The organism is Rhizobium sp. BK196, from assembly GCF_014193255.1.
In the GTDB taxonomy this organism is placed as follows: domain Bacteria; phylum Pseudomonadota; class Alphaproteobacteria; order Rhizobiales; family Rhizobiaceae; genus Rhizobium.
The window spans coordinates 573,122-597,692 of record NZ_JACHZB010000001.1; the positions used below are offsets into that span (position 1 = coordinate 573,122).

Genomic DNA, 24,571 nt, shown 5'->3' on the forward strand with positions numbered 1-24,571 from the left:
CCCCTTAGACCAGCGCCACGATCGCCTTGCGCACAGCGTCCTGATCCATCTCGTGCAGGCCGATGACGACGAGGCGCGTGCTGCGCGCTTCGCCCTGCGCCCAGGCGCGGTCGAAATACTGGTCGATACGGGCACCCACGGCCTGCAGCTGCAGGCGCATCGGCTTACCGGAGACGTCTATGAAGCCCTTGAGGCGCAGCACGTCATGCTCGGCGATGATGCCCTTCAGCTTCTCGACGAAACCTGCAGTATCCGAGACAGCGCCAAGCTCAACGACGAAGCTGTCGAATTCGTCGTGATCATGCGGCTCGCCATCCTCATGTTCCAGCTCATGATGAGATTTGCGGTTGACCACATCACCTTCCGTGCCGATGCCGAGGCCGAGCAGTACGCTTGCCGGCACCTCGCCGTTTTTCGCTTCGATCATGACAGGCTTGCGGGCAATGCGCGAGGCGACTTCGCTCTTCACGCGGCCGAGCCCGTCCGCGTCGATCAGATCGGTCTTGTTGAGCACGATCAGGTCGGCGCAGGTCAGCTGATCCTCGAACAGTTCCTCGATCGGGCTTTCATGATCGAGCGATTCATCCTCGACACGGCGCGCATCGACGGCATCGTGGTCATCGGCAAAACGCCCAGCGGCAACGGCCGCACTATCGACCACGGTGATGACGCCATCGACGGTGACTTCGCTGCGGATATCCGGCCAGTTGAAGGCGGCGACGAGCGGCTGCGGCAGTGCAAGGCCCGAGGTTTCGATGACGATATGGTCCGGGCGCTGCTCGCGCTCCAGAAGCTTCGTCATGGTCGGAATGAAATCGTCGGCCACGGTGCAGCAGATGCAGCCATTGGTGAGCTCGATGATGTCATCCTCGGTGCAATTCTCCGCCCCGCAGCCCTTCAGCACGTCGCCATCGACGCCGAGATCGCCGAATTCGTTGATGATGAGCGCGATCTTTTTGCCGCCGGCATTGGTGAGCAGGTTGCGGATCATCGTTGTCTTGCCGGCGCCGAGAAAGCCGGTGATGACGGTTGCGGGGATTTTCTGCTGCATGGAACTAACCCTTCATTTTCAGCGGCAGACCCGCTGCGATAAAATAAACATCCGAGGCCGAAGCCGCGATCATCTGGTGCAGCCGGCCTGCATGGTCGCGAAACTCCCGCGCCATGCGGTTCGCGGGCACGATGCCGAGGCCGACTTCATTGGAAACGATGACGAGCCGCGCCTTTGCCTGCGGCAGAAAGGCAGCAAGGGCGGCAGATTGGACAGCGATATCGCGCCCTTCCATCATCAGGTTGGTCAGCCACAGCGTCAGGCAATCGACGAGGATAGCCGTGCCCTCCGCGTCGATGGCCGCGAGGCGTTCAGTAAGATCGAGCGGCTCCTCATGCGTGGTCCAGGCGGGGCCGCGATCGGCTCTGTGCTGGTCGATGCGCGCCTGCATCTCGTCGTCCCAGGCGCGGCCGGTGGCGATGTAGTGGCGCTCGAGACCGCTTGCGGTGATGAGATTTTCGGCGAAGCGGGATTTGCCGGAACGGGCGCCGCCGAGGATGAAGGTGGCAGTCATGACGACACCGCCCGTTGAGAATGGGCACGGCCTCCTCTACTTCCCTCATTCCTGTGCCTGTCACAGGAATCCAGCCACGGCGCCTCTGCGCCGTGAATGAATCCATGCCAATGTGAAATGAGTCTAGTGTGTCCAAGGACTTGGCCACGCTGGATTCCTGTGACAAGCACAGGAATGAGGGAGGAGAGAAAAACACGCGCCGGCTGACGTCCAATGACAGGCACCAAGGCTCCATCATTTCGAGCTCCCGGCCGACGATCTCTTATACGCACCACCGGAGGCAGCGCTGAATAACATCCTTCAGCCAAGACAACCTCCGTGCTGGCAGCGGGCAAAACGCCCAATTGGGCATTATGCCCGGCACGGATGGCAGGTCTCCTGGCTCGCAGTTCTCGGCCGCGACAGGGGCAGACCGTTTCCGGTCGCCCCTGATCGTGCCAGCGGATCTGCCTCGCCTTCCCGGCTGCATCTCGTGAAAGGACGGACGATTCGTAGAAAGAGAGGCGTCCTGCCCCGGCTGATCACGATGCATTTCCAGTGGCTTTTCCGGCACTTCTTCCACCTTGCCCGCTTGCAGAATGCAAGACCGTCGGCGCAGCAGTCGAAATACCGGACGGAAGACCCTGACTGCTCTACAGTCGCGGGGTCGGCTGTGATGAAGGCGCCCGGCTTGGGTCCGCCCCGTCACATTCCCTTTTCATCCGGAAGGCGTGAGGCCGATCCGGAACCATCCATTATGTGGATCCATGGTTAAGCGCGTGCAACCCCCATGTCAATTGCCGCGCAACGTCCCGCTCATGTTCATCTTGACTTACACGACCACATTGTCGTCTTTAATCAAAGGCTTACGTCACAAAAACTTTACGCCTCCGTCGGTATTTTGCGGCAATTGCCGCCCATGCGGATGCCGGCTCCGCCCTTGACCCCCACTCCTGCCGCCTACTTTCCCCATGATGCTCTCCCGAATGGATATTCGCCGCCTCGGCCCTCTTGGCACAGCCTTCGATCCGGGACGCCTGCGCGCGCTCATTCGCCACAGCGAGGTGGGCATGGTCTTTGCCGGCGCGCTTGTCGGCATCGTATCGGGGCTTGCAGTCACTGCCATGAGCTATGTCTCGGAAGAGATGCACAGCCTGATCTTCGGCATAGACGGCACGACGAGGCTCAGCGCCTCGCAGATCGACAGCAAGTTTCTACTGATGACCGCCCCGGTTGCCGGCGGCATGCTGCTCGGCCTCTTGCTCTTCATTCTCGCCAAATGGCGCAAGAAGCCGATGGTCGACCCGATCGAGGCCAATGCCCTGCACGGCGGCCGCCTCTCGCTGACGGACAGCATCCTCGTCGCCATCCAGAACCTCATTTCCAACGGCTTCGGCGCATCCGTCGGCCTGGAAGCCGGTTATACGCAGCTTGCGGCCGGCATCGCCTCCAAATTCGGCCTGAAACTGCAGCTGCGCCGCGCTGACATGCGCGTCCTCGTCGGCTGCGGCGCGGCCGGTGCGATTGCTGCCGCCTTCAACGCGCCGCTGACCGGGGCCTTCTACGCCTTCGAGCTGATCATCGGCACCTACACCATCATCTCGCTAACGCCTGTCGTCGTCTCGGCGCTTGTCGCAACCCTTGTTGCGCGCCTTCTTGCCGGCAGCGATTTCATTATCGATGTCGGCAGTTTCGGCGTTGTCCAGCCGGCGGACTACGTGCCGGCCATCGCGCTCGGCGCCTTCTGCGCCGGCGTCGGCATCCTCATCATGCAAGGCGTCTCCTTCGTCGAGGAACTGGCGCGCAAGAGCTCCATCGCACTGCCCTTCCGCCCGGCGCTCGGCGGCATCGTCGTCGGCCTGCTGGCGCTGGTCTCGCCGCAGGTGCTGGCCGCCGGCCACGGCGCGCTGCATCTGAACCTCTCCCACGAGATCACGATTCCTGCTTTGATCGGCCTCTTCCTTCTGAAATCGGTGGCATCCGCCGTCTCCATCGGCTCCGGCTTCAGGGGTGGCCTGTTCTTCGCCTCGCTTTTCATGGGCGCGCTGCTCGGCAAGCTCTTTGCCTATTCCGCCCCCTATTTCGCCGATGCGACGCTGACGCCCGTAATCTATGCCGTGGTCGGCATGAGTTCGCTCGCCGTCGCCGTCATCGGCGGGCCGCTGACAATGACCTTCCTGGCGCTGGAGATCACCGGCGACTTTCCGATCACCGCGCTGGTGCTCGCCGCCGTCATCACCTCCTCGCTCGTGGTGCGCACGACCTTCGGCTACTCCTTCGCCACATGGCGCTTTCACTTGCGCGGCGAAAGCATCCGCAGCGCTCATGATGTCGGCTGGATCCGCAATCTCACCGTCGACAAGCTGATGCGTTCAGACGTGAAGAGCGCAAAACTCGGGATAACGCTGGACGCATTCAAGGAGGCTTTCCCCATCGGCTCGACGCAGCGTGTCATCCTCGTCGATGAGGGCGACAAATATGCCGGCCTCGTTCTCGTGCCGGAAATCTACGCAAACCCCACCAGCGCGCAGGACGAAGCCCAGAATCTCGGCGATTTCATCCGCTATAAGAACGATTTCCTGCAGCCGCAGATGAACGCCAAACAGGCGGCCGCGATCTTCGACAAGACGGAAAGCGAAGCGCTCGCCGTCGTCAACAACCTCATCGAGCGCAAGGTAATCGGCCAGCTCAGCGAAAGCCACACGCTGCGCCGCTACAGCGAAGAACTCGACCGTCGGCGCCGCGAGGTGTCAGGCGAGATCTGAGGCTTTTGCCGCCGATTTTCGAGCCGATGCCACAATCGGATCCGCGAGCTTGAACACGTCGGCCTTCTTCGAAACGCCGCGCAACTCGAACGATCCCAGGCGTTCGCAGGCGACACCGCAGGCAGCCGCGAAGCTTTCCGACATCAGAAGCGGCTGGCCAAGTTCGCCGCAGAGTTTCTCGATCCGCGAGGCCTCGTTGACGGCCCTGCCGATCACGGTGAAGTCGAGCCTGCCGCGGGCGCCGATATTTCCGTAAAACACTTCTCCGAGGTGCAGGACGACGTCGACACCGATGTCAGGCCCACCCTTGCCTGTCCGCTCCCGGTTCAGCGCCTCGTTGGCCTTCAGCATGTTCCGGGCCGAGGCGAGCGCTGCACGGCAAGCCTTTTCGGGATCATCCCCTTCCCCGCTGCCGATCGGAAAGATCGCCAGCACGCTGTCGCCCATGAATTTGAGGATCTCTCCGGAATTCTCCTCGACATGCCGACCGATCAACTCGAAATGCGCATCCAGAAACCCGGCGATTTCGCCCGGCTGATAGACCTCGGTCAATGCTGTGAAATTCCGGAGATCGGCAAGCAGGATCGCAGCATTGATGGATCCGCCCTTGCCTCTCTGCGCCTCGCCTGCAAGGATGCGTGCGCTTGTCCTGGCGCCCGTGTAGACGGCCAGGATATCGGCGGCGGTTTTCGATGCGGCCATGCGGTAGCAGGCAAGCCCCAGAGCCGGAATAAGCTCTGCGACGGTCGTCAGCTGCTCGTCGGAAAATCCGCCCGATGCGTCGCTGGTCAGCGCCAGGCTGAAGCCGCGCAACGCGACCTCCTTCGGAAACTCGAAAATGCTGATCACGTGATCCGTGCCCCCGGCAAGCGCGAATTCCTTGAGCCGCGGGTACTCGAGCCCCTCTCCGTCCGCCAAATTCCAGCGCCCCTTTCTTTCACCGCGGCTCAGCAGATGGAATGTCGGCGTTCTCTCGAAGTTGCGCTCTTCGATCCCGCCGTGTTCGGAATTTTCGATGGTCGTTGTCCCACCTCGCACGAAATTGGCTGAGACGCCGCGGTACATCGGATGAAGGGACGGCATCGTTATACTGGCCCGCCAGATCGGAAAGCCCTCCGCGATCAGCCGCTCGCACAAGCCTGCAACGAGGTCGCCAATATGCTCGCTCGAGATTCCCTGCTCTATAAGCCAATGAATATGATCGCTAATTTTGGAATCTCCACATGGACCGTCACAATCCTATGATCGCGAAATCGGGCGAATGGGCGGCGTTTCCGAACCGCGCCGCCGCACCATCAGGAGATCGCCGCGCCGGCTGAAGTTGCTAGCCATCGAGTCCAGCGACGACGACCGCCGGGCAGGCACGCAGAGAATGATACCTGGCATCATCTTCATTCGCCTGTTTTACCTCGTCATACCACTCGCGCGCGATGGAGGCGGTGCGGAATTCGATGATGACGAGCCTGTTCATCTGACGGTCTCCCTGAACCGCCTGGACCTTGCCTCCACAGGATCGGACGTTGCCTCCATGGAACGCCACGTCAGGTGATATGCATGCGAGATAATCATCGATCGCCTGATCTTCGATATCGGGATGGATTTCGAGAATGAAATACGCGCTCATCGATCTCTGCCTCTGACAGGGCCGGACAGCGATGCGAGAGTATCGACATGACGCCGACGATTACTTAGAATATCGAAACAATTAGTTCGGAGATCTAAACGTTTTGCCGCAAAAGTCAACCGGCCGCCTCGCGCGCTACATTCCGACGGTCCAGCTGTTTTCGGCCAGGCTCGTGCTGTTCCATCAGAAGATGGCCGAAAAGGTTGGTTTGACCGGCACCGAATTCAAGTGCTTCCGTCTGCTGGAGCAACTCGGCCCGCTGTCCATGACGGCCCTGTCGCGCGAGGTCGGGTTGAAGGTCGGAACGGTCAGCGGATTGATCGACAAGCTCGAGGCGACCGGCTTCGTCGTCAGGCGACGCGATAAGACGGACAAGCGCCGCCTTGTCCTGGTTGCCTGTCCCGAGGCCTCGGCACGCGCCAGCTCGCTCTATGAGGAGCATGGCGAGGCGATGGCCGCACTGCTGGAGACCTACAGTGAGGCCGAGTTTAATCTGCTGCTGACGTTCCTGACCGATATCGGCAATGTCCTCGCCCGGACCTCATCCGCAACATCGGAAGAACCGCCTCCTGAACCAATCTCCACACGTTCAGAGTAGAAGCAGCACAAATGCCGCTAGGATCGTGGCGGACATTTCCGCTCACATCCTGACCGTCATGCCGCCGTCCACGGTCAGCACTGCCCATTGACGAAGGAGGCAGCACTGCTCGCAAGAAACAGCGCCGCGCCGGCGATCTCATCCGGGCGGCCCCAGCGCTGGACCGGAATGCGCTGGCGCACGAAGGGCATCAGTTCCTCGTTCGCAGCCATAGCGGCATTCGTCTCGGTGGCGAACCAGCCGGGTGCAATCGCGTTGCTGGTGATGCCGTGCGGGCCGAACTCGACCGCCATGCCGCGCATTAGGCCGGTCAGGCCCTGCTTGGCCGCCGGATAGACGCAGTCGCCGGGCATGACGACATGGCCACTGATCGAGGTCACCGCGATCAGGCGGCCATGATTATGCCGCTTCATCAGCGCGGCGGCATCCCGCGAGAGCGTCGTCGCAGCCGCGAGATCGGTGCGCAGCAATTCGATGATGGCATCGTCGTCGAATTCGGCCAGCGGCCGCCTGTCGCGGGCACCGACATTATTGATCAGGATATCGAGACGGCCATGGAGCTTTTCGATGTCGGCCATCAGCCCATGCTGGGCTTCTCGGTCGACGATGTCGAACGCGGCCGCCTGCGCCGTGCCGCCGGCGGCGCGGACCGTCCTTACGGCATCTTCCAGCGTCGCCGCCGTCCGTCCGGTAATGATGACATGCGCGCCGGCCTCGGCAAGTGCGCGTGCCATCTCGAAGCCCAGGCCGCGGCCGCCGCCGGTCACGAGCGCCACCTGGCCCGCCAGTGAAAATCTATCCAGTATGCTCATGGTTTTCATCGCTCTCGACCGGCTGCATCGGAACAATTAATGGACTCAGTCAACTAATTTGGCAATAGGTGAACGACGCTGATGAACGCGCGCACATCCGGCCTAGCCGAGCAGCCCTGCGAGCCAGCACGGGTCGAGATATTGCTCCAGGCCGCTTGCGACCTCGTCGAGCGCCCGGTCGACGCTCTCGCGATAATTGCTGCCTTCGCCTGAGAGGCCAAAGCTCTGAAGCAGCCGGGCGCGGTAGGCGTCGCTGCCGAAGAGGCCGTGCAGATAGGTGCCCATGATACGGCCGTCGGCCGAAACCGCGCCGTCGGCCGATCCATCCACTATCGCCGCCGGCCGCGCGCAATCAGCCCCTTGCGTGACACCGAGGTGGATCTGATAGCCTGACAGCGGCACCTCATATTCCGCCGAATGGGCAGAGCTGTTGCGCACCGTCTTCTCAGGCGCCATTTCCGTCTCGACATCAAGCAGGCCAAGCCCTTCGATCTCTGTCGTCGTACCCTCGATGCCGAGCGGGTCATACACTTTGCGGCCGAGCATCTGGTACCCGCCGCAAATGCCGATCACCCGGCCGCCGCGCTTCACATGGACGGCAAGGTCGCGGTCCCATCCCTGCGCCCTGAGATCGGCAAGATCCGATATGGTCGATTTCGAGCCCGGCAGGATTATGAGCGCGGCATCGGTTGGCAGCCGCTCGCCAGCGCGCACGAAGACGAGCTCGACGCCACGCTCGGCCCGCAGCGGATCGAGATCGTCGAAATTGGCAATGCGCGGCAGTACCGGCACGGCGATCTTCAGCGCCCCTTGCTCGCCCTTCACCAGCCGCTCCAGTACGACGGAATCCTCGGCAGGCAGCCGCCCGGCCGCCTTCAGCCAGGGCACGATGCCGAAGCAGGGCCAGCCGGTGAACTGCCCGATGGATGCAATGCCGTCGTCGAACAGGCTTACATCGCCGCGGAACTTGTTGATGATGTAACCCGAGATCATCTTGCGATCTCCCTCACTGAGGATCGCATGCGTGCCGACCAGCGAAGCGATAACCCCGCCGCGATCGATATCGCCGACGAGGACGACAGGCACATCCGCCCGCGTCGCAAAGCCCATATTGGCGATATCGCCGGCCCTGAGATTGATTTCGGCGGGAGAGCCTGCCCCCTCGACGATGACGAGGTCGGCCCCCTCGGACACCTTGGCGAAACTCTCCAGCACGAAAGAGATGAGCTGCGGCTTCAGCCGCTGGTAGTCGCGCCCCTTTGCCTGCCCGAACACCCTGCCCTGCACGATGATCTGGCTGCCGTTTTCCGACTGAGGCTTCAGGAGCACCGGGTTCATATGCACGGACGATGGCGTCCGTGCTGCGAGCGACTGCAGCCATTGCGCCCGCCCGATCTCGCCGCCGTCGTCTGAAACCGCCGCATTGTTCGACATGTTCTGCGGCTTGAAAGGCAACACCTTCAGCCCGCGATTGGCCGCCAGCCGGCAAAGCCCCGCCACCAGCACCGTCTTGCCGACATCCGAGCCGGTTCCCTGCAGCATGATGGCTCTGGTCATTGGCGTCACCCGTGAAGCATTTCCCGCAGGCCTACATGCGGGCCGAGGACGGGTCAACAGAGGCCCGGAAATGCGAAAACCGCGATCAGGCGATAAAGCCCTACGCGGTTTGCCGTAAACGCTGGCGTCTTCACCCCTACACGATGAAGCTCGCGTTTTCCGGGACGCAATACCTGATCCGGAAAAGCAGCGGTTCTCCCCGCTGCGCATCAACAGATAACGGCACATTCTTACCGGATGGTTATTGAAGGCCCAGCCGGATGTGAATTTCGACTTTTTTTGAACTTTTCGAAGCTGCCGCTGATGGAACCGCTTCCAGCCCTCTCCGCAGACACGCATTTCCGCCCAATCGCACCCAAAATGGCCACATCGAGGAATGCCGGCATAAATTATTCAGATTCAATAATTTAGTAAGATTGCAACCTGGAAAAGAGAGTTGATTTCTGGTGGTAAATCCGTAGGTTTGCTCGTGATGAGCCATAGACAGAAATGGCCAGGGACGAGCCGCCGGAAGCCAGACGAACGGCGCCGCAGACGGGAAAACCCGATCGAGCCATATTCCGTCCGGGCGATCGGCAGTTTAAGCGGCGCAGAGATATGCCGGCTAGTTACTCCCGGCGCATGCCGCGGTCGATCATATAAAAATTCGGGGAAGCATAATGAAGGCATTTTTCACGTCATTCATCCTTGCCGCCTGTCTTTATGCCGGTATTGCAGAGGCGCAAGCGGCCGGATGCGGCAAAGTCTCGATCGCCAAGATGAGATGGGGCTCTGCCGCCATTGCCGCGAGCTTCGACAAATACATCCTGGAAAAGGGCTACGGCTGCTCCGTCACCATCGTCGATGGCGACACGCTGCCGACCTTGGCTTCCATGAGCGGCAGCGGCACGCCTGATATCGCGTCGGAATTCTGGGTGAAGGCGGTCAAGCCGCAACTCGACGCCGCCATCAGCGCCGGGCGTTTGGTCAAGGGCGCCGAAATTCTGGCGGATGGCGCGGTCGAAGGCTGGTACATTCCGAAATTCATCGCCGACGCAAATCCGGATATCCTCTCCGTGCAGGACGCGCTGAAGCATCCGGAACTCTTTCCCGATACCTACGACCCTTCGCGCGCCGCTGTCTACAACTGCCCGGAAGCCTGGGCCTGCGAGATCTCGACCGCCAATCTCTTCAAGGCGCTCGATGCCGATAAGCTCGGCTTTACGCTGATCGACAGCAGGACCCCTGAGGATTTCGACGATTCCATTGCCCGCGCCTTCCAAAACAAGGTCGGCTGGCTCGGTTACTACTGGTCGCCGACATCAATCATCGGCAAATACGACATGAAACAGCTGGGCTTCGGTGTGCCGCACGATCAAGCCGAATGGGATGCTTGCACCTCGGTGCCTCATTGCGCCAATCCCAAGCTGAACGCTTACCCGGTGTCGCAGGCCTTTACGCTGATGACGGGGGCTTTCGCCGACCGCGCCGGCCCCGTCATCGCCTACCTGAAAGCCCGCAGCTGGGATAACGAAACCATCAGCCAAATCCTCGCCTGGCAGGATGAAAATGGCGAGGACAACGAGAATGCGGCCCTCTATTTCCTCGAGAATTACGAGGAGCTCTGGAGCCGCTGGATTCCGGCCGATGTAGCCGAAAAGGTCAAGGCCAGTCTATAAGGCTTTCTGACAACAAGGACTGGACGATTCGTTATGACTGGCACGGTGCCCTTCCCCGATCGCGATACCGTCGCGGAAAAACTCGCGGCGCTCTCGGAAACCGACAAATCCTACCTGTCGCTGCTCATGGAAAATCCGGCGCAGGACGATAACCTGCTCGCGGGCCTCTATCGGCATCTCGATCTCGCCTCCGCCGCGCGTCTTCTCAACTCGCTGAAGCTCGAAACGCTCGGCAAGTGGATCGGCGAAGCTGCACCGGACCGGCTGCAGATCAGGCTCATGGAAGCGGCACGCTCCAGCCAGCACCCGGCCTATGCCGCATTCCGGACCGGGCTTGCCCGATCCGGCGGCCTCGAAAAAGCCTATCCGACTTCAAAAATCTGAAACTAATTATCTCTTCGCTGCGCGGTCGACACTGCGGCCGGCATCCTGCGTGGCGTTGACGGCATTTGCGGTATCCCTGCCCATGCCTTTGATCGTGTTGGCGCAGGAAGAGAGCGCAAGAAGGATCATCAAGGCGGATGCGATTTTACCCGTGGTCGTCATTTGCGAAATCCTTTTGTGAAATCAACCCCGAACGGCTGAAGCCGTCCGGGCGGGATAACGCATTCGTGAGCGAAAAGTTCACCGGCTAACCGAATTCAGGCGGCGGCCGCTTTCGATCTCTCGGCGAAGGATGCCCGGATGCTGTCGGCAACCGTCTCGATCGGCCCCGTCATCTGCGATGCGGTCAAAAGCTGGATGTCGAAAGACCCCAGTTCCGGCAGGCCTTCCTGAATGCCAAGGATCGCCATATCCTCGCCGATATACGAGAGCGGCAGCGGCGCGATGGCCAGATCGGAGACCACGGCGGCGCGCTGAGCCATCGTGTGGGCGCTGAGATAGGCGACGCGATAGGGCCGCCTGTTGCGCTCGAGCTGGGTGATCGCCTCTTGCCGCCAGATGCAGCCGTCTTCCCAGATCGAAATCGGCAGCGGGTCGCGCCGATGCGCCGAGCCGCATTTGGCGCCAGCCCAGACGAGCCGTTCGCGATAGACGACTTCGCCGTTGGTGGGGAAAGGCCGCGTAGCGCAGTTGATGAGGGCGAGATCGAGACGCTGCTCCTCCATCCGCTTTTTGAGGCCGATGCTCATGTCGATCGTCACGTCGACCATGATGCCCGGATAGGTCTGCGCGAAGCTCTTCAGGACCTGCGGCAGCAGTCGCTCGCCGATATCCTCCGGCGCGCCGAGCCGTACCACGCCGCTGAGCTCGGGCATGATGAAGCGCGACACCGCCTCATTGGAAAGCGCCAGGATGTTGCGCGCATAAGACAGCAGCATTTCGCCGTGCTGCGTCAGCGTCACCGAGCGCGCATCGCGGCGAAACAGCATGACGCCCAGCTGCTCTTCGAGCTTCTTGATCTGCATGGAAACGGCTGATGGGGTGCGGAAGACGGCTTCGGCCGCAGTGGAAAAATTACCGGTCTCTGCAATGGCGACGAAGGTGCGCAGCACGTCATTGTCGAGCAGAGGAATGGGACGGCGAAACGGGATGGTCATCGTCACATCTTTCAATTTTTCTGTATGACAGAGGTTATCATCGCATTTGATTGAAAGTCAATCTGCCCCTATTTTTATAGGGCGACTACCACAGAGCCTATTGGGTTCAACCCTCGCTGCCGAAACGGCTGGTCATGAAGCCGGTTCCAGCCGCATCTGAGGCAACTGTTCTGCCCTTGCCGACACCCTTTGGATAAGTGTTGCCGATCATAGCAGGCGCCGTAAGTTCAACTGGCGTTTCCGGCGACCGCACCGCCCAGGCAATCAGCGCTCGTGCGGACATCTCGCCGACGCCGCCCGCGACATTTGCCGACGCGGAAACCGGCAACATCGCGATCTGCTCGGCCGTCGGTGCGGGATGGGTCAGCCGGTCGGCGATGTCTGAAGTATTGGTGGGCTTGCGACCGACGACGAAGCGCGTGAAATCGGCTGCGGCCGGCTGGACGGATGCCAGTACCGGCGCGACCGCGGGCACGGGTGCGGGCGTCTCGCTCTCCACGGCCTCGATTTCAACAGGCCGCAGCACCGGGAGTGGAACGGTGAGTGACGCAAGATCGGCAAAGGCGCGGTCGGCAACCGCCTTGTCCTCGGGCTTGGCAAGCTGCGGCGCCAATCCGATCTCGGCCCGCTTCTGCGGCGTCGGCAGCATGGCTGTGACGAGGCTTCCGGTTACCACCGGATCGGGCGTCTTCGCCGGCAGAGCCGCGCGTGCCGTCAGCGCGCTCGATGCCGCTATTGTCGGCGTTGCAGGCGTATCGTCATCCTCGTCCTCGCTTGCGACAATCTCGATCGGTGCGGTGCGGACGCCCCTCTTGCGCTCGGCAAGCGCCACCTGATAGCCCGGCAGCGGCCGCCCGTCCGCCGGCAGGTGGATCGTGTGCCCGTCCGGGAACAGACGCGCAAGCTCCTGGCGCGACATGCGCGGCCAAGCGCGCACATTGCCGACATCGAGATGCACGAAGGGTGAGCCCGATGTCGGATAATAGCCGACGCCGCCGACTTGCATCTGCATGGCAAGCGCGCGCAGCGTCGCAAGCTTGACGCCCGGAATATAGAAATCCATCGCCTTGCCGAGCATGTGCTGGCTGCGCTTGGCGACACCGGTATTGCGCGAGCGGTTGCGCAGCATGTTGTTCGTCGCCGGCGAGCGATAGGCCGAAACGACGTGGATCGCCTCCTTCGCCCCGCTCTTGCGATAGACCTCCCAGACGAGATCGAGCAACCGCGGATCCATCCTGGCCGGCTCGTTTCGCCGCCAGTCGCGCAGGAACCGGTTGATCTGGTTCAGGCCGCGCTGGTCGAATTTGCCGTTGCGCTTGAAGACGATCGTCGCCCGCTCACCCGTATGCGTGAAGTAGAGTTTCAGTGCCCGGTCTTCGGCCGCCGCCTCGCCCGATCCGGCAATGACTGCAAAAACGAGGGCCGCGGCGATCATCATGCGATGGGCGACGACAGACAAAAACCACACAGAGGCGGTCGTCGGAATGGCGGCGATGGCTTGATGAAGGGACACAGGCTTCGTCCTTGGTGCGAGACACGAAAACATCACAGGCACCGCACAGGCGGGCGGTGTTAAGCCTTCATTATGGTCAACAGATCCTTAAGAGGCGGTTTATGAGCCGCGGATTACATGAGGCGCCGTTTCAGGGGAGATGGTCACGGGCTTCGCCAGCGGCACCGGCTGGGAGGAATCCCGCCATATTTATCTTGCCAACAGCCCATGATCTTCGCTGCGAACCCTCGCAAAGCGAGGCGAGATCGCATAGTTTCGACGCAGCATTATCAGCAAAACAGGCCAAAGTTTGTTTACCGAAATAGCCATCGTCGTCCTTCTCACCATTCTCAACGGCGTCCTTGCAATGTCGGAGCTCGCAATCGTCTCCGCCCGCCCGGCACGCCTCAAGGTCATGGCCGACCAGGGAAGCGGGGGAGCGCGACTGGCTCTGCGCCTGGCTGAAGATCCAGGCCGTTTCCTGTCGACGGTCCAGATCGGCATCACCCTCGTCGGCGTCCTGTCAGGCGCCTTCTCGGGCGCAACGCTCGGCGCGCGATTCTCCGCCTGGCTTCTGGCGCAGGGCATTCCCAATGCCTGGGCAGACGGGCTCGGCGTCGGTACCGTCGTCGTGGCGATCACCTATCTCTCCCTCATCATCGGCGAGCTGGTACCTAAGCAGATGGCCCTTCGTGCACCGGAAGCCGTGGCAGCCAGGGTCGCGCCAACGATGACCTACCTGTCGAAAGCGGCCCTGCCCCTCGTCTGGCTGCTCGACGGCTCGGGCAAGCTCATTCTCGCCCTGCTCGGCCAGTCCGGAAAGAATGCCGACGGCGTCACCGACGAGGAAATCAAGACGGTTCTCGCCGAAGCCCAGAGCGCCGGCGTGATCGAAAGCGGCGAATCCGCCATGATCACCGGCGTCATGCGCCTTGCCGACAGAACGGCGCGTGCGCTGATGACGCCGCGGCGCGATGTCGAGCTGATCGATATCGAGGATTCCGCCGAGGAGATCCGCAACACCATCCAATCGACCTCGCGAACGCGACTGCCGGCTCGCAAGGGCAGTTCGGACGAGATTCTCGGCGTCCTCGCCGTCAAGGATTATTACGACGCCCATGCTGCCAGCCGGTCGGTCGACATCATGACGCTGGTGCGGGATGTTCCGATCATCTCGGACCTCGCTCCCGCCTCCTCGGTGATCGAGTCGATCCGTAAGTCGCCGCAGCATATGGTTCTGGTTTTTGACGAATACGGCCACTTCGAGGGTGTGATCACTTCGGGCGACATCCTGGAATCGATCATGGGCGTTTTCGGCGACGCGGCCTCCGGCGAGGAGCCGGCAATCAGGCGGCGCGACGACGGCTCCTACCTGGTTTCCGGATGGACGCCGATCGACGAGTTCTCGGAATTCATGAATTTCCCTGTTGATGACGACGTCGAATATCAAACCGTCGCCGGTCTCGTTCTGGAAGAGCTGAAGCACCTGCCAGAACTGGGGGAGAGCTTTGTCAAGAACGACTGGAAATTCGAGGTGATCGACCTCGACGGGCGGCGCGTCGATAAGGTTCTCGTCAGCGCGCTGTCGAAGAGCGAGGCAAGGGCAGAGAGCTGATCGGCACTGCAGGGCCGCGAGCTAACAGCCAGCAGCAATGCGTGACGCGAGTGCCATTCTCAGGCTGGCGCCCCATATCTTTCGTTCCGAACAGCAATCAAGGCCGAACAACAATCAAGGAACGCCCATGTCCGTCACTACCCACGACGCAAGCCGGTCCCATCAGAGCCAGCAGAAATTTGCTGCCCTGCTGCTCGGGGCGATCGGCGTGGTCTATGGAGATATCGGGACGAGCCCGCTCTATGCCTTCCGCGAAGCGCTTCGGCCCTTCGCCCATGACGGCGTCACGCCAAACGAGGTCATCGGTCTGATCTCGCTGATGATCTGGACACTGACGATCATCGTCACGTTCAAATACGTGCTGTTTCTTCTGAGGGCAGACAACGAGGGCGAAGGCGGAACCCTTTCCCTGCTGGCCCTTCTCATGAAAAAGACCAGCCGGCACGCAACCATCTTTTTCTTCGCGGGCATCATTGGTGCCGCGCTTTTCATCGGCGACGCCATGATCACCCCTGCCCTATCGGTGCTGTCGGCGCTCGAAGGGCTGAAGCTCGTAACACCGGTCTTCACGCCCTATGTCCTGCCGATCGCCATCGCGATCATGCTGCTGCTGTTTTTCGTCCAGTCAGTCGGCACCGCGTCGGTGTCGAAGCTCTTCGGCCCGATAACGCTGCTTTGGTTTCTCGTGATGGGCCTCGGCGGAGTTATCCATATCGCCGACGATCCTGCGATCTTCGCAGCGCTCAATCCGCTCTACGCCTTCGACTTCATCACCCATGCGGGCCTCATCGGCCTCGTGGTCCTCGGCGCCGTCTTCCTCACCGTGACGGGGGCGGAGGCGCTTTATGCCGACCTCGGCCATTTCGGCAGGAAACCGATCCAGGCGGCCTGGTTCGCCGTAGTCTTCCCGTCGCTTGCGCTGAACTATCTCGGCCAGGGCGGGCTGGTGCTTGCCAACCCGCAGGCTGCGTCCGATCCGTTCTTTCTGATGTTTCCCGAGTGGGCGATCCTTCCGGTGGTCATCCTTGCCACCGCAGCCACCATCATCGCCAGCCAGGCAGTCATTACCGGAGCGTTCTCCCTTGCCCGTCAGGCGATCCATCTTGGCTTCCTGCCGCGGCTCGAGATCTGCTTCACCTCCGCTTCCAACACCGGCCAGATTTATGTCCCTGCCGTCAACATGGGGCTTCTTTTGGGTGTGCTTGCGCTGATCTTCGCATTCGGCTCCTCCGAGGCGCTTGCCACCGCCTACGGGATTTCGGTCACGGGCGCGATGGTCGTGACGACGATCCTGTCCTTCCAGTTTCTGCGCGTCATCTGGGGATGGAACGTGCTTACGGCCCTGGCGGCACTCCTGCCGCTCCTTCTGCTTGAAAGCATCTTTCTCGGCGCAAATCTCCTGAAGATCCACGACGGCGGCTATGTCCCGGTTCTGATCGCCGGTGGGCTGATGATCATGATGTGGACCTGGAAAAAGGGAACCTTGCTGGTGCGGGAGAAATCCGCAAGGAGCGACGTACCATTGATGCAGTTCCTCGCGTCGATCGAACGGAAGTCGGATCACGCACCCGTCCAGGTTCCGGGCACCGCAATCTTCCTGACCAGCCTTCCCGACATGACGCCCGGCGTGCTCCTCCACAATCTGAAGCACAACCGCGTCCTCCACCAGCGTAACGTCATCCTCAACGTGAAGACCGCACCGCGCCCCTATGTGGCGGAGACGGACCGGGTGACGATCGAAAGGCTGTCCGAGCGCTTCATCAAGATCCAGCTCCTGTTCGGCTTCATGGAAGATCAGGACGTTTCCAAAGCCCTGCCGCTCTGCCGCAAGGCAGGCTTCGATTTCGAGATCATGTCGACCTCGTTCTACGTCGGCAGGCGCAAGCTCGTCGGCGATCCGAACACCGGCCTTCCTGCCTGGCAGGACCGGCTCTTCATTGCCATGGCCGGCTTCGCCATCGACCCCTCGGACTATTTTCAGCTTCCCAGCAACCGCGTGGTGGAGCTTGGCGAACAGATGGTGATCTGATGGGGCTGCGTGGGCCGTTCACGCTCGTCCATCCATGATACGTCGCAGAACAGGCTCGAAGCGCTGCCAAAGCAGCCCGGAGGCATGATACACGCGCCCTCACCTTTCAATTTCTCTGAACCTAAGGCCCAGTTCATTTCATTTGTTTGAACCAGCTTCGATACCTATATTGTAGTTGTAACGATGAGGCTTAAGAAAAGGAGGCCGATCATGTTGCAGACAGTAGGCTTCAATATCCTCCAGGCTTTCTTTGCTTTTCGCGCCCGCATGTTTCGGGTGGCGGCACGTGAGCATATCAGGCAGGAAATGAAGCATTATCCGCCGCATCTTGCGGCCGATATCGGCGCCCTGCCCGCTCTCGATGAGCAGCAGCGATAGTTCAAAATCGCTTATGGTACCCATGAAATCTATTCGTTTGAATGATGAGTACCGCAAGCGCATATTTCACTTCAAGGATACGGCGATTCCGTATCTAGCAATGAAAGGAAACGGCAATGACCTCGATGACTTACAGAGATGGCGGCAAGGGCCTGTCGTCCTATCACGGACATTCCTCGCTCGGTTCCTATGCCGGCAAGCTTGTGCGCGCATGGCGCAGATGGCAGACGGAACGCCAGATCGAATCCATGCCTCTCGACATCCGCAAGGATATTGGCTGGCCGAGCGCCGATGAGACCGGCAAGGATAGAGCTCATTAAAGATAGGGCTCATGGATGCAATACAATGCAATGAATGCGACATACCTCCCGAGCTAAAAGGCGGTGCCTGTCCCAAGCAGCACCGCCTTTTTTATATCCGCCGCTTGGCCTTTCCCCCGGAAATTTCATAGGACTACAGTGCTGCAGCGACGCCTTTTGCTTCGCTTGCGCCGCAAATCACCTGTGATGTCGCAGATTTGCTCTTCCTAGCCGCATTTATCCATGCCAGTGTCGCTTTTGAAACATCGGAACGACGCATTCCACGCGACCAATAGGCAGTCGCCCTCGAGCATGGATTTTCTAATGAACAAGATGCAGCTCAAGAAACGTTCCGTAGTCTTCTTCATGGTCCCGCAATTCACCATGCTGCCCTTCGCGGCGGCGGTGGATACCCTGCGAATTGCAAACCGCATGCTCGGCTATCAGGCCTATACGTGGCGCCTGAGCTCGGTCGACGGCGAAAAGGTCTACTCCTCCTGCGGCATCGGCGTGGAGGCCAATTCCTCGCTTGCCGAAGAACGCCGCCATCTCGGCGGCGAAAACCGGCCGGGCATGGTGCTCGTCTGTTCCGGCATCGATGTCGAGACCTTCAACAATAAATCCGTCAATGCCTGGCTGCGCGAATCCTATAATCGCGGCGTCGCCGTCGGTTCTCTCTGTACGGGCGCGCATCTGCTTGCCCAGGCAGGTCTCCTGAACGGCAAGCGCTGCGCGATCCACTGGGAAAACCTGCCGGGTTTCTCCGAAGCCTTCCCGCAGGCCGAGGTCTATGCCGACCTCTACGAAATCGACAACAACCTTTACACCTGCGCGGGCGGCACCGCCTCGCTCGACATGATGCTGAATCTCGTCGGCGAGGATTTCGGCGAAAGCCTCGTCAACCGCATCTGTGAGCAGCACCTGACCGACCGCGTGCGCAATCCGCACGACCGCCAGCGCCTGCCGCTGCGCGCCCGCCTCGGTGTTCAGAACGCCAAGGTGCTGTCGATCATCGAACTGATGGAAGGCAATCTCGCCGAGCCGCTGTCGCTCCTGGAGATCGCCGAAGGCGCCGGCCTGTCGCGCCGCCAGATCGAACGCCTCTTCCGCCAGGAAATGGGCCGGTCGCCAGCCCGCTACTATTTGGAAATCCGCCTCGACCGCGCCCGCCACCTGCTGGTGCAGTCCTCAATGCCGGTCGTCGAAGTCGCCGTCGCCTGCGGCTTCGTCTCCGCCTCGCACTTCTCCAAGTGTTATCGTGAACTCTACCAGCGCTCGCCGCAGCAGGAGCGCGCCGATCGCAAGATGACCATGGCGACGGCCCGCCAGCAGGCGGTTGCGGCTTGAGCCCTCACTTTCGTCATGCTCGGGCTTGTTCCGAGCATCTGCCGCCGGTCGTGTTTCGACACGTGATTAGATTCTCGCGACAAGCCCGGGATGACGACCGGAGACCTCTTACTGCGCCGCCTCTTCCGTCATCTTGGCATCGGAATAGACCAAATTCCGCCCCTTGTGCTTGGCCATATAGAGGAACTGGTCTGCCGCATTCAGATGGTTCTCGAATGTCTCGTAACCGGCGATCTCGGCAACGCCGATCGATACCGTCACCGACAGTTCCTCATCGTCGGCGGTCACTTTGAGGCGGGAAATATCCGAGCGGATTTCGTCGCAGAGCTTGGTGGCGGCCAGCGAATCCATCTGCGGGAAGAGGATTGCGAATTCTTCGCCGCCGAGGCGTGAGAGAAGATTGTCGCTGCCTTCGAAAATCGTCTGCAGCCTGTCCGCGACAGCCTTCAGCACCTTGTCGCCGATTTCATGGCCATAGGTGTCGTTGAGGCGCTTGAAATGGTCGATATCGAGAATGGCCACCGCGCTCGACATTTTCAGTCGCAGGCACTCGTTCACCAGCTTCGGGCCGTTATCGTAGAAATAGCGGCGATTATAGAGTCCGGTCAGGTAATCGCAGGCAGCCGCTGCGCGCAGCTGCTTCATCTGTGTCAGCGTCTCGACATTGTTGGCGATGCGGCACTGCAGCTCTTCGGCCACGAATGGCCGATAGACGAAATCGCTGGCGCCTGCCTTCAGGAAACTTGCCGACAGCATGCGGTCGTTCGAGGAGGAAACGCCGATGACGCGCATCTTGTCCGAACCGAAACGGTGGCGGATGCGCCGCGTCAGTTCATAGCCGCTCATGTCGGGCATGTGATGGTCTGTGACGACCAGTTCGATATCGCTATAGGCTTCCAGCGCCGCAAGCGCCTCGAGGCCGGAATTCGCTTCCACCACCAGATATTGCTGAGCTCGCAGGAGATCGACCAGCACCTGGCGGGCAGACGACACGTCGTCGACGACAAGCACCCGCGTCTTGCGGTTCATGATCGCCCGCCGCACGGTCGCGACCAGATTGTCGAGCGCGAATTCGTTATCCTTCAGCACATAATCGATGACATTGCGCTCGAGGATGCGGGCGCGCGTATTGAGATCGAAGGTCGCGGTGAAGACGATGGTCGGAATATTGTGCTCGATCGTGCAGTCGAGCGCCTCGCCATAGGGCGAATCCGGCAGGTTCAGGTCAACGACAGCCATGCTGCAGCCGTGGCCGTCCTGCGAGAGCGCTTCGCGCAATGCCTTCAGTGAGGAACAGCAGACAACGCTGAGGTTGAGTTCTGTCTGGAACCGATGGCAGAGCACAGCGGAAAACATCCGAGAATCCTCAACCAGAAGTATGCGAATTCCTCCGAACCGAGGACCTGCATTCTCTTGCTGAAAATCCCCCTGGAATGTCACAGCTGCCTACCCCTCCGCACGCGCGAGGGGGTCGACTCGCCCCCTCTTGCCGTGCCGGACGATAGCCGAGGCCTCCCCTTCCGTGAAGAGGCAAATGACGGCAGCAACACCTGCGATTGCAAAAATATGAACTTCCGTCATGTCTTTCAGGTGTGGGCCGCTCACTGAACCGTTTCCCTGCACCCGATCTTTGCGGCAGGGTCAGGCAACAGCCCGTTCCTTGCGCATGGACTGGATCTGCAAAAGCGTATCCAGGTTCTGGTTGACGCGGCAGTAGAACTCTTCGTCGATGAACGGGCGCAGCATGAAATCGTTGCCGCCGGCCTTCAGGAATCGCGCCGAAAGCAATCGGTTGGAAGAGGAAGAAACGCCGATGATGCGCAGCTCATGCGAGCCGATCGTGGCGCGGATGCGGCGCGTCAGCTCGAAACCGTCAATGTCGGGCATGTTGTAGTCGGTAATCATAAGCCCGATATCGCGGTTGGCCTTGAGGATCTCCAGCGCCTTGGCGCCGCTCTCGGCGGTGCTGACGCGGAAATTATAGCGCTTCAGGCGGCTGGACAGCAACGCGCGGGCCGTGGCGCTGTCGTCGACGATCAGCACGTGATGACGATGGTTGGTCAGGAACCGGCAGATCGATTCCGCCAGGAGATCAACGGCAAAGACATTGTCCTTGAGAATGTAATCGACAATGTCCTTGGCGAGTAGCTTATCGCGCATGCCTTCCTGGAAGGTGCCGGTAAAGACGATCGTCGGGATCGACAGATCGACCAGATATTCCAGAGCCTCGCCGTTTTCGGCGCCCGGCAGGTTGATATTGGAAATCGCCAGCGTGATCGGATCGGAAGACTTGTCGTAGGAAAGCTGCAGATCTTCGAAGGTGCGGCAAATCTCGACCTCAATATCGAAGAGCTCCTTGAGGCGCTTTCCGATCATTGAGGTGAAGACGTTTGAATCTTCAGCAAGGATAATCCGTGCACCGGCAAACATTTCTCCGGAATATTGCATCCCCGAAATACCTAGAAACGCCATGGCAAACCTTTAAATGGAATTCTGTCCCCGAACGAAACGGTTACATGAATTCATTTGAACAATTATTAATCGAGCTGCCACAGCCGGCTACGAAAAAGGCGGCCGACGATGCGGCCGCCCTTTTCTTATTCATATGCTTAAGAAACTAAAACAGATAACGACGCTCAGGCACGGAGCGAGGCATTCTCCGTGTCGAACGGGCTCTCGCCAACGACGGTTGCATTATAGGTGGTGCCGAGGATCTTGATCTTCAGCTTCGTGCCTTCCTTGGCATAATCGGGCCGCAGCATGGCAAGCGCCAGCGAACGGTTGATGCGGAAACCGAATGTGCCGTTGGTGGCGCGGCCGACGAGCTCGCCCGCCTCGTTGTAGATCGCCTCGGAGCCGCGCGCATCGACATCGTTGCCGGTCTCAACGACGAGCGTGGCGAAGTTCCACTTCAGGCCCTTTTCCTTGTAGGAAAGCAGGCCCTCGCGGCCGAGGAATTCCTTCTCCGGCTTGATGAAGCGGTCGAGGCCGGATTCGTAGGCGTTATACTCGATCGACATTTCGCGCGGAATCAGTCGGTAGGACTTTTCGACCGACATGGAGAGCATGGCGCGGATGCCGAACGGCTTGATACCGAATTCGGCGCCGGCTTCCATCAGCTTGTCGAAGATGTAGTTCTGCATCTCGATCGGATGATGCAGCTCCCAGCCGAGCTCGCCGACGAAATTGACGCGCAGCGCATGGGCGTTGGCAGCACCGACCGAGATCTCCTTGCCCGAAAGCCACGGGAAATCCTTGTTGTCGAGGCTGGTATGCGTCAGCTTCTTCAGGACATCGCGCGACCTCGGACCTGCAAGCACCAGCACGCCATAGGCCTGGGTGATCGGTGTGAACTTTACGCTGCCGTCTGACGGCAGGAGCTTGCGCATATAGTCGTGGTCATGCGCCTCGTAAGCGCCGGCCGAGACGAGGTAGAACGTGCCGGGCGCGCTTTCATAGACGGTGAATTCCGAGCGCACGCCGCCTTCCTTGGTCAGCATGTGGCAGAGAGCGATGCGCCCGCGCTTCTTCGGGATCGCATTGGCAAAGATCGATTCCAGCCATTCCCGCGCGCCGGGGCCGGTCACAAGTGCCTTGGCGAAGGCCGACATATCCAGCACGCCGACGTTCTTGTGAACGTTCATGACCTCATTGCCGACATGCTCGAAATAGTTCGAGCGGCGGAACGACCATCTCTCCAGAATGCGGCCGTCTTCGGTCGGATCCGAATGATTGTGGTTGGTCAGCACGTCCGCGCCGACGCCGATTTGGTCCTTCGGCAGATCGTAACCTTCGGGCGCAAACCAGTTGGCGCGCTCCCAGCCGTAGACGGAGCCGAAGACGGCGCCGAGCTTCTTCAGGCGGTCATAGACAGGCGTCGTCTTCAGCGGGCGGGCGGCAGCGCGCTCCTCGTCCGGATAGTGCATGGTGAAGACGTTGGCATAGGCCTCCTCGTTCTTGGCGATGAGGTAGCCTTCCTTGGCATAGGGGCCGAAGCGGCGCGGATCGACACCCATCATGTCGACGGTCGGCTCGCCGTCGACGATCCATTCGGCAAGCTGCCAGCCGGCGCCGCCGGCGGCCGTGATGCCGAAGGAATGGCCTTCGTTCAGCCAGAAATTCTTGAGGCCCGGTGCGGGGCCGACGATCGGGTTGCCGTCGGGCGTATAGGCGATGGCGCCGTTGTAAACTTTCTTGATGCCGACTTCGCCGAAGGCCGGCACGCGGGCGATCGCCGTTTCGATATGCGGCATCAACCGGTCGAGCTCTTCCTGGAACAGCTCGTACTCGCTGTCGTCGGAGGGACCGTTGACGTAACAGACCGGCGCGCCCTGCTCATAGGGGCCAAGCAGCAGCCCGCCATTTTCCTCGCGCATGTACCAGGCGCTGTCGGCTTCACGCAGCACGCCCATTTCCGGCAGGCCCTGTGCCTTGCGGGCCAGGATATCGGGATGCGGCTCAGTGACGATATACTGATGCTCGACCGGAATGACCGGGATATTGATGCCGACCATCTCGCCGGTCTTGCGGGCGAAGTTGCCGGTGCAGGAGATCACGTGCTCGGCGGTGATCTCGCCCTTGTCGGTCGTCACCTTCCAAAGCCCGTCCGCCTGCTGCTCGATGGCCGTGACCGTGGTGTTACGGTAGATCGTGGCGCCGTTATCGCGGGCACCCTTGGCAAGCGCCTGCGTGAGATCAGCCGGCTGGATATAGCCGTCATCAGGATGCTGGATGGCGCCGAGCAGCCCGTCGGTTTCACAGAGCGGCCAGATCTCCTTCACCTGCTCCGGGGTGAGGATATTGACCTTCACGCCGATCGTCTCGGCGATGCCGGCATAGTACATGAATTCGTCCCAGCGATCCCTGGTGCGGGCGAGACGGATGTTGGAGACCTGGCTGAAACCGACATTCATGCCGGTTTCCTTTTGCAGTTCCTGGTAGAAGCGGACGGAGTATTTGTGGATCTGGCCGACCGAGTAGCTCATGTTGAAGAGCGGCAGCAGGCCCGCCGCGTGCCAGGTCGAACCCGACGTCAGCTCCTTGCGCTCGATGAGCACACTGTCGCCCCATCCCTTTTTCGCAAGGTGATAGAGCGTCGAAACACCGACCACGCCGCCGCCGATAACCACTGCCCGCGCATGTGACTTCATGGAGAAATACCCTCTTTATCTGACATCCGGCAGTCCCTACCGGATGAACTCCCAATATCCGGCGGCTCAAGCCGGACGAACCATTGTCGCGAACTATGCAGCGACGCCTGCGTCATGAGAGGCCTGTTTACGACATGGGAAAAGCTTGCCGCGACGGGGCGC

General features: G+C 60.6%; 20 protein-coding genes, 1 pseudogene and 1 riboswitch. Of the genes and pseudogenes, 9 read left to right on the forward strand and 12 right to left on the reverse strand.

Translation table 11 applies throughout. The annotated features are described in order from the left end of the window. Positions 1 to 4 precede the first annotated feature (4 nt). The gene (cobW, locus tag FHT78_RS03115) at positions 5 to 1,051 is read right to left on the reverse strand and encodes a cobalamin biosynthesis protein CobW (RefSeq protein ID WP_183740385.1); all 1,047 of its coding nucleotides are present in this window, start codon (positions 1,049 to 1,051) and stop codon (positions 5 to 7) included. A 4-nt stretch (positions 1,052 to 1,055) separates the two neighbouring features. Then, positions 1,056 to 1,565, reverse strand: a complete 510-nt coding sequence (cobU, locus tag FHT78_RS03120) for a bifunctional adenosylcobinamide kinase/adenosylcobinamide-phosphate guanylyltransferase (protein ID WP_183740388.1) — start codon at positions 1,563 to 1,565, stop codon at positions 1,056 to 1,058. 350 nt (positions 1,566 to 1,915) lie between these two features. Then, positions 1,916 to 2,312: riboswitch (cobalamin riboswitch) on the reverse strand. 206 nt (positions 2,313 to 2,518) lie between these two features. Between cobU and FHT78_RS03125 the strand changes: the two genes are divergently transcribed. After that, the gene (locus tag FHT78_RS03125; protein ID WP_183741828.1) at positions 2,519 to 4,309 is read left to right on the forward strand and encodes a chloride channel protein; all 1,791 of its coding nucleotides are present in this window, start codon (positions 2,519 to 2,521) and stop codon (positions 4,307 to 4,309) included. Here FHT78_RS03125 and FHT78_RS03130 read toward each other — a convergent pair. After that, positions 4,295 to 5,518: an adenylate/guanylate cyclase domain-containing protein gene (locus FHT78_RS03130; RefSeq protein ID WP_183741830.1), complete on the reverse strand. Its 1,224-nt coding sequence runs from the start codon at positions 5,516 to 5,518 to the stop codon at positions 4,295 to 4,297. The two genes, FHT78_RS03125 and FHT78_RS03130, sit on opposite strands and share 15 nt — an antisense overlap. A 115-nt stretch (positions 5,519 to 5,633) precedes the next feature. Next, a complete protein-coding gene (locus tag FHT78_RS03135) occupies positions 5,634 to 5,933 on the reverse strand; it encodes a DUF1330 domain-containing protein (RefSeq protein ID WP_183740391.1) in 300 nt (99 codons plus the stop codon). A 103-nt stretch (positions 5,934 to 6,036) separates the two neighbouring features. Between FHT78_RS03135 and FHT78_RS03140 the strand changes: the two genes are divergently transcribed. Next, positions 6,037 to 6,531 (forward strand): MarR family transcriptional regulator, encoded by a 495-nt coding sequence (locus FHT78_RS03140; protein WP_183740394.1) that lies wholly within the window; start codon positions 6,037 to 6,039, stop codon positions 6,529 to 6,531. A gap of 42 nt (positions 6,532 to 6,573) precedes the next feature. Here the strand turns inward: FHT78_RS03140 and FHT78_RS03145 are convergent. After that, a pseudogene (locus FHT78_RS03145) lies at positions 6,574 to 7,343 on the reverse strand (SDR family oxidoreductase). A 102-nt stretch (positions 7,344 to 7,445) separates the two neighbouring features. Beyond that, positions 7,446 to 8,900 (reverse strand): cobyric acid synthase, encoded by a 1,455-nt coding sequence (locus tag FHT78_RS03150; protein ID WP_183740397.1) that lies wholly within the window; start codon positions 8,898 to 8,900, stop codon positions 7,446 to 7,448. A 659-nt stretch (positions 8,901 to 9,559) separates the two neighbouring features. Here FHT78_RS03150 and FHT78_RS03155 point away from each other — a divergent pair. Both FHT78_RS03155 and FHT78_RS03160 read left to right on the forward strand, forming a co-directional pair. After that, positions 9,560 to 10,558 carry a glycine betaine ABC transporter substrate-binding protein gene (locus FHT78_RS03155; protein ID WP_183740400.1) on the forward strand — a complete coding sequence of 333 codons (999 nt, stop codon included), beginning with the start codon at positions 9,560 to 9,562 and terminating at the stop codon, positions 10,556 to 10,558. A 33-nt stretch (positions 10,559 to 10,591) separates the two neighbouring features. Further along, positions 10,592 to 10,942 carry a hypothetical protein gene (locus FHT78_RS03160; protein ID WP_183740402.1) on the forward strand — a complete coding sequence of 117 codons (351 nt, stop codon included), beginning with the start codon at positions 10,592 to 10,594 and terminating at the stop codon, positions 10,940 to 10,942. A 6-nt stretch (positions 10,943 to 10,948) separates the two neighbouring features. On the opposite strand, the gene FHT78_RS03165 is transcribed toward FHT78_RS03160, so the two are convergent. From FHT78_RS03165 to FHT78_RS03175, 3 genes are all read right to left on the reverse strand, one after another. Further along, complete coding sequence (locus tag FHT78_RS03165; protein WP_183740405.1) at positions 10,949 to 11,104, reverse strand: entericidin; 156 nt, start codon at positions 11,102 to 11,104, stop codon at positions 10,949 to 10,951. Between the two features lie 95 nt (positions 11,105 to 11,199). Then, positions 11,200 to 12,099 (reverse strand): LysR family transcriptional regulator, encoded by a 900-nt coding sequence (locus tag FHT78_RS03170; protein ID WP_183740407.1) that lies wholly within the window; start codon positions 12,097 to 12,099, stop codon positions 11,200 to 11,202. Between the two features lie 106 nt (positions 12,100 to 12,205). Continuing rightward, positions 12,206 to 13,612 carry a DUF882 domain-containing protein gene (locus tag FHT78_RS03175; protein ID WP_183740410.1) on the reverse strand — a complete coding sequence of 469 codons (1,407 nt, stop codon included), beginning with the start codon at positions 13,610 to 13,612 and terminating at the stop codon, positions 12,206 to 12,208. A gap of 289 nt (positions 13,613 to 13,901) precedes the next feature. Here FHT78_RS03175 and FHT78_RS03180 point away from each other — a divergent pair, with 289 nt between their 5' ends. From FHT78_RS03180 to FHT78_RS03200, 5 genes are all read left to right on the forward strand, one after another. Continuing rightward, positions 13,902 to 15,206 (forward strand): hemolysin family protein, encoded by a 1,305-nt coding sequence (locus FHT78_RS03180; RefSeq protein ID WP_183740412.1) that lies wholly within the window; start codon positions 13,902 to 13,904, stop codon positions 15,204 to 15,206. Positions 15,207 to 15,333: 127 nt separating this feature from the next. Then, the gene (locus tag FHT78_RS03185) at positions 15,334 to 17,235 is read left to right on the forward strand and encodes a potassium transporter Kup (RefSeq protein WP_183740415.1); all 1,902 of its coding nucleotides are present in this window, start codon (positions 15,334 to 15,336) and stop codon (positions 17,233 to 17,235) included. 210 nt (positions 17,236 to 17,445) lie between these two features. Further along, positions 17,446 to 17,613: a hypothetical protein gene (locus FHT78_RS03190; protein WP_183740418.1), complete on the forward strand. Its 168-nt coding sequence runs from the start codon at positions 17,446 to 17,448 to the stop codon at positions 17,611 to 17,613. A 116-nt stretch (positions 17,614 to 17,729) separates the two neighbouring features. Beyond that, positions 17,730 to 17,933, forward strand: coding sequence for a hypothetical protein (locus FHT78_RS03195; RefSeq protein WP_183740421.1), 204 nt, complete (start codon positions 17,730 to 17,732; stop codon positions 17,931 to 17,933). A gap of 303 nt (positions 17,934 to 18,236) precedes the next feature. Next, positions 18,237 to 19,259 (forward strand): GlxA family transcriptional regulator, encoded by a 1,023-nt coding sequence (locus tag FHT78_RS03200; RefSeq protein ID WP_183740424.1) that lies wholly within the window; start codon positions 18,237 to 18,239, stop codon positions 19,257 to 19,259. 108 nt (positions 19,260 to 19,367) lie between these two features. Here the strand turns inward: FHT78_RS03200 and FHT78_RS03205 are convergent, their stop codons facing one another. The 3 genes from FHT78_RS03205 to FHT78_RS03215 all read right to left on the reverse strand — a co-directional run bounded on the left by FHT78_RS03205 (position 19,368) and on the right by FHT78_RS03215 (position 24,409). Continuing rightward, on the reverse strand, positions 19,368 to 20,699 hold the full coding sequence (locus FHT78_RS03205; RefSeq protein ID WP_183740426.1) for a diguanylate cyclase: 1,332 nt from the start codon (positions 20,697 to 20,699) through the stop codon (positions 19,368 to 19,370). Between the two features lie 201 nt (positions 20,700 to 20,900). Beyond that, complete coding sequence (locus tag FHT78_RS03210) at positions 20,901 to 21,731, reverse strand: response regulator (RefSeq protein ID WP_183740429.1); 831 nt, start codon at positions 21,729 to 21,731, stop codon at positions 20,901 to 20,903. 164 nt (positions 21,732 to 21,895) lie between these two features. Continuing rightward, positions 21,896 to 24,409 carry an FAD-dependent oxidoreductase gene (locus FHT78_RS03215; protein ID WP_183740432.1) on the reverse strand — a complete coding sequence of 838 codons (2,514 nt, stop codon included), beginning with the start codon at positions 24,407 to 24,409 and terminating at the stop codon, positions 21,896 to 21,898. Positions 24,410 to 24,571 lie beyond the last annotated feature (162 nt).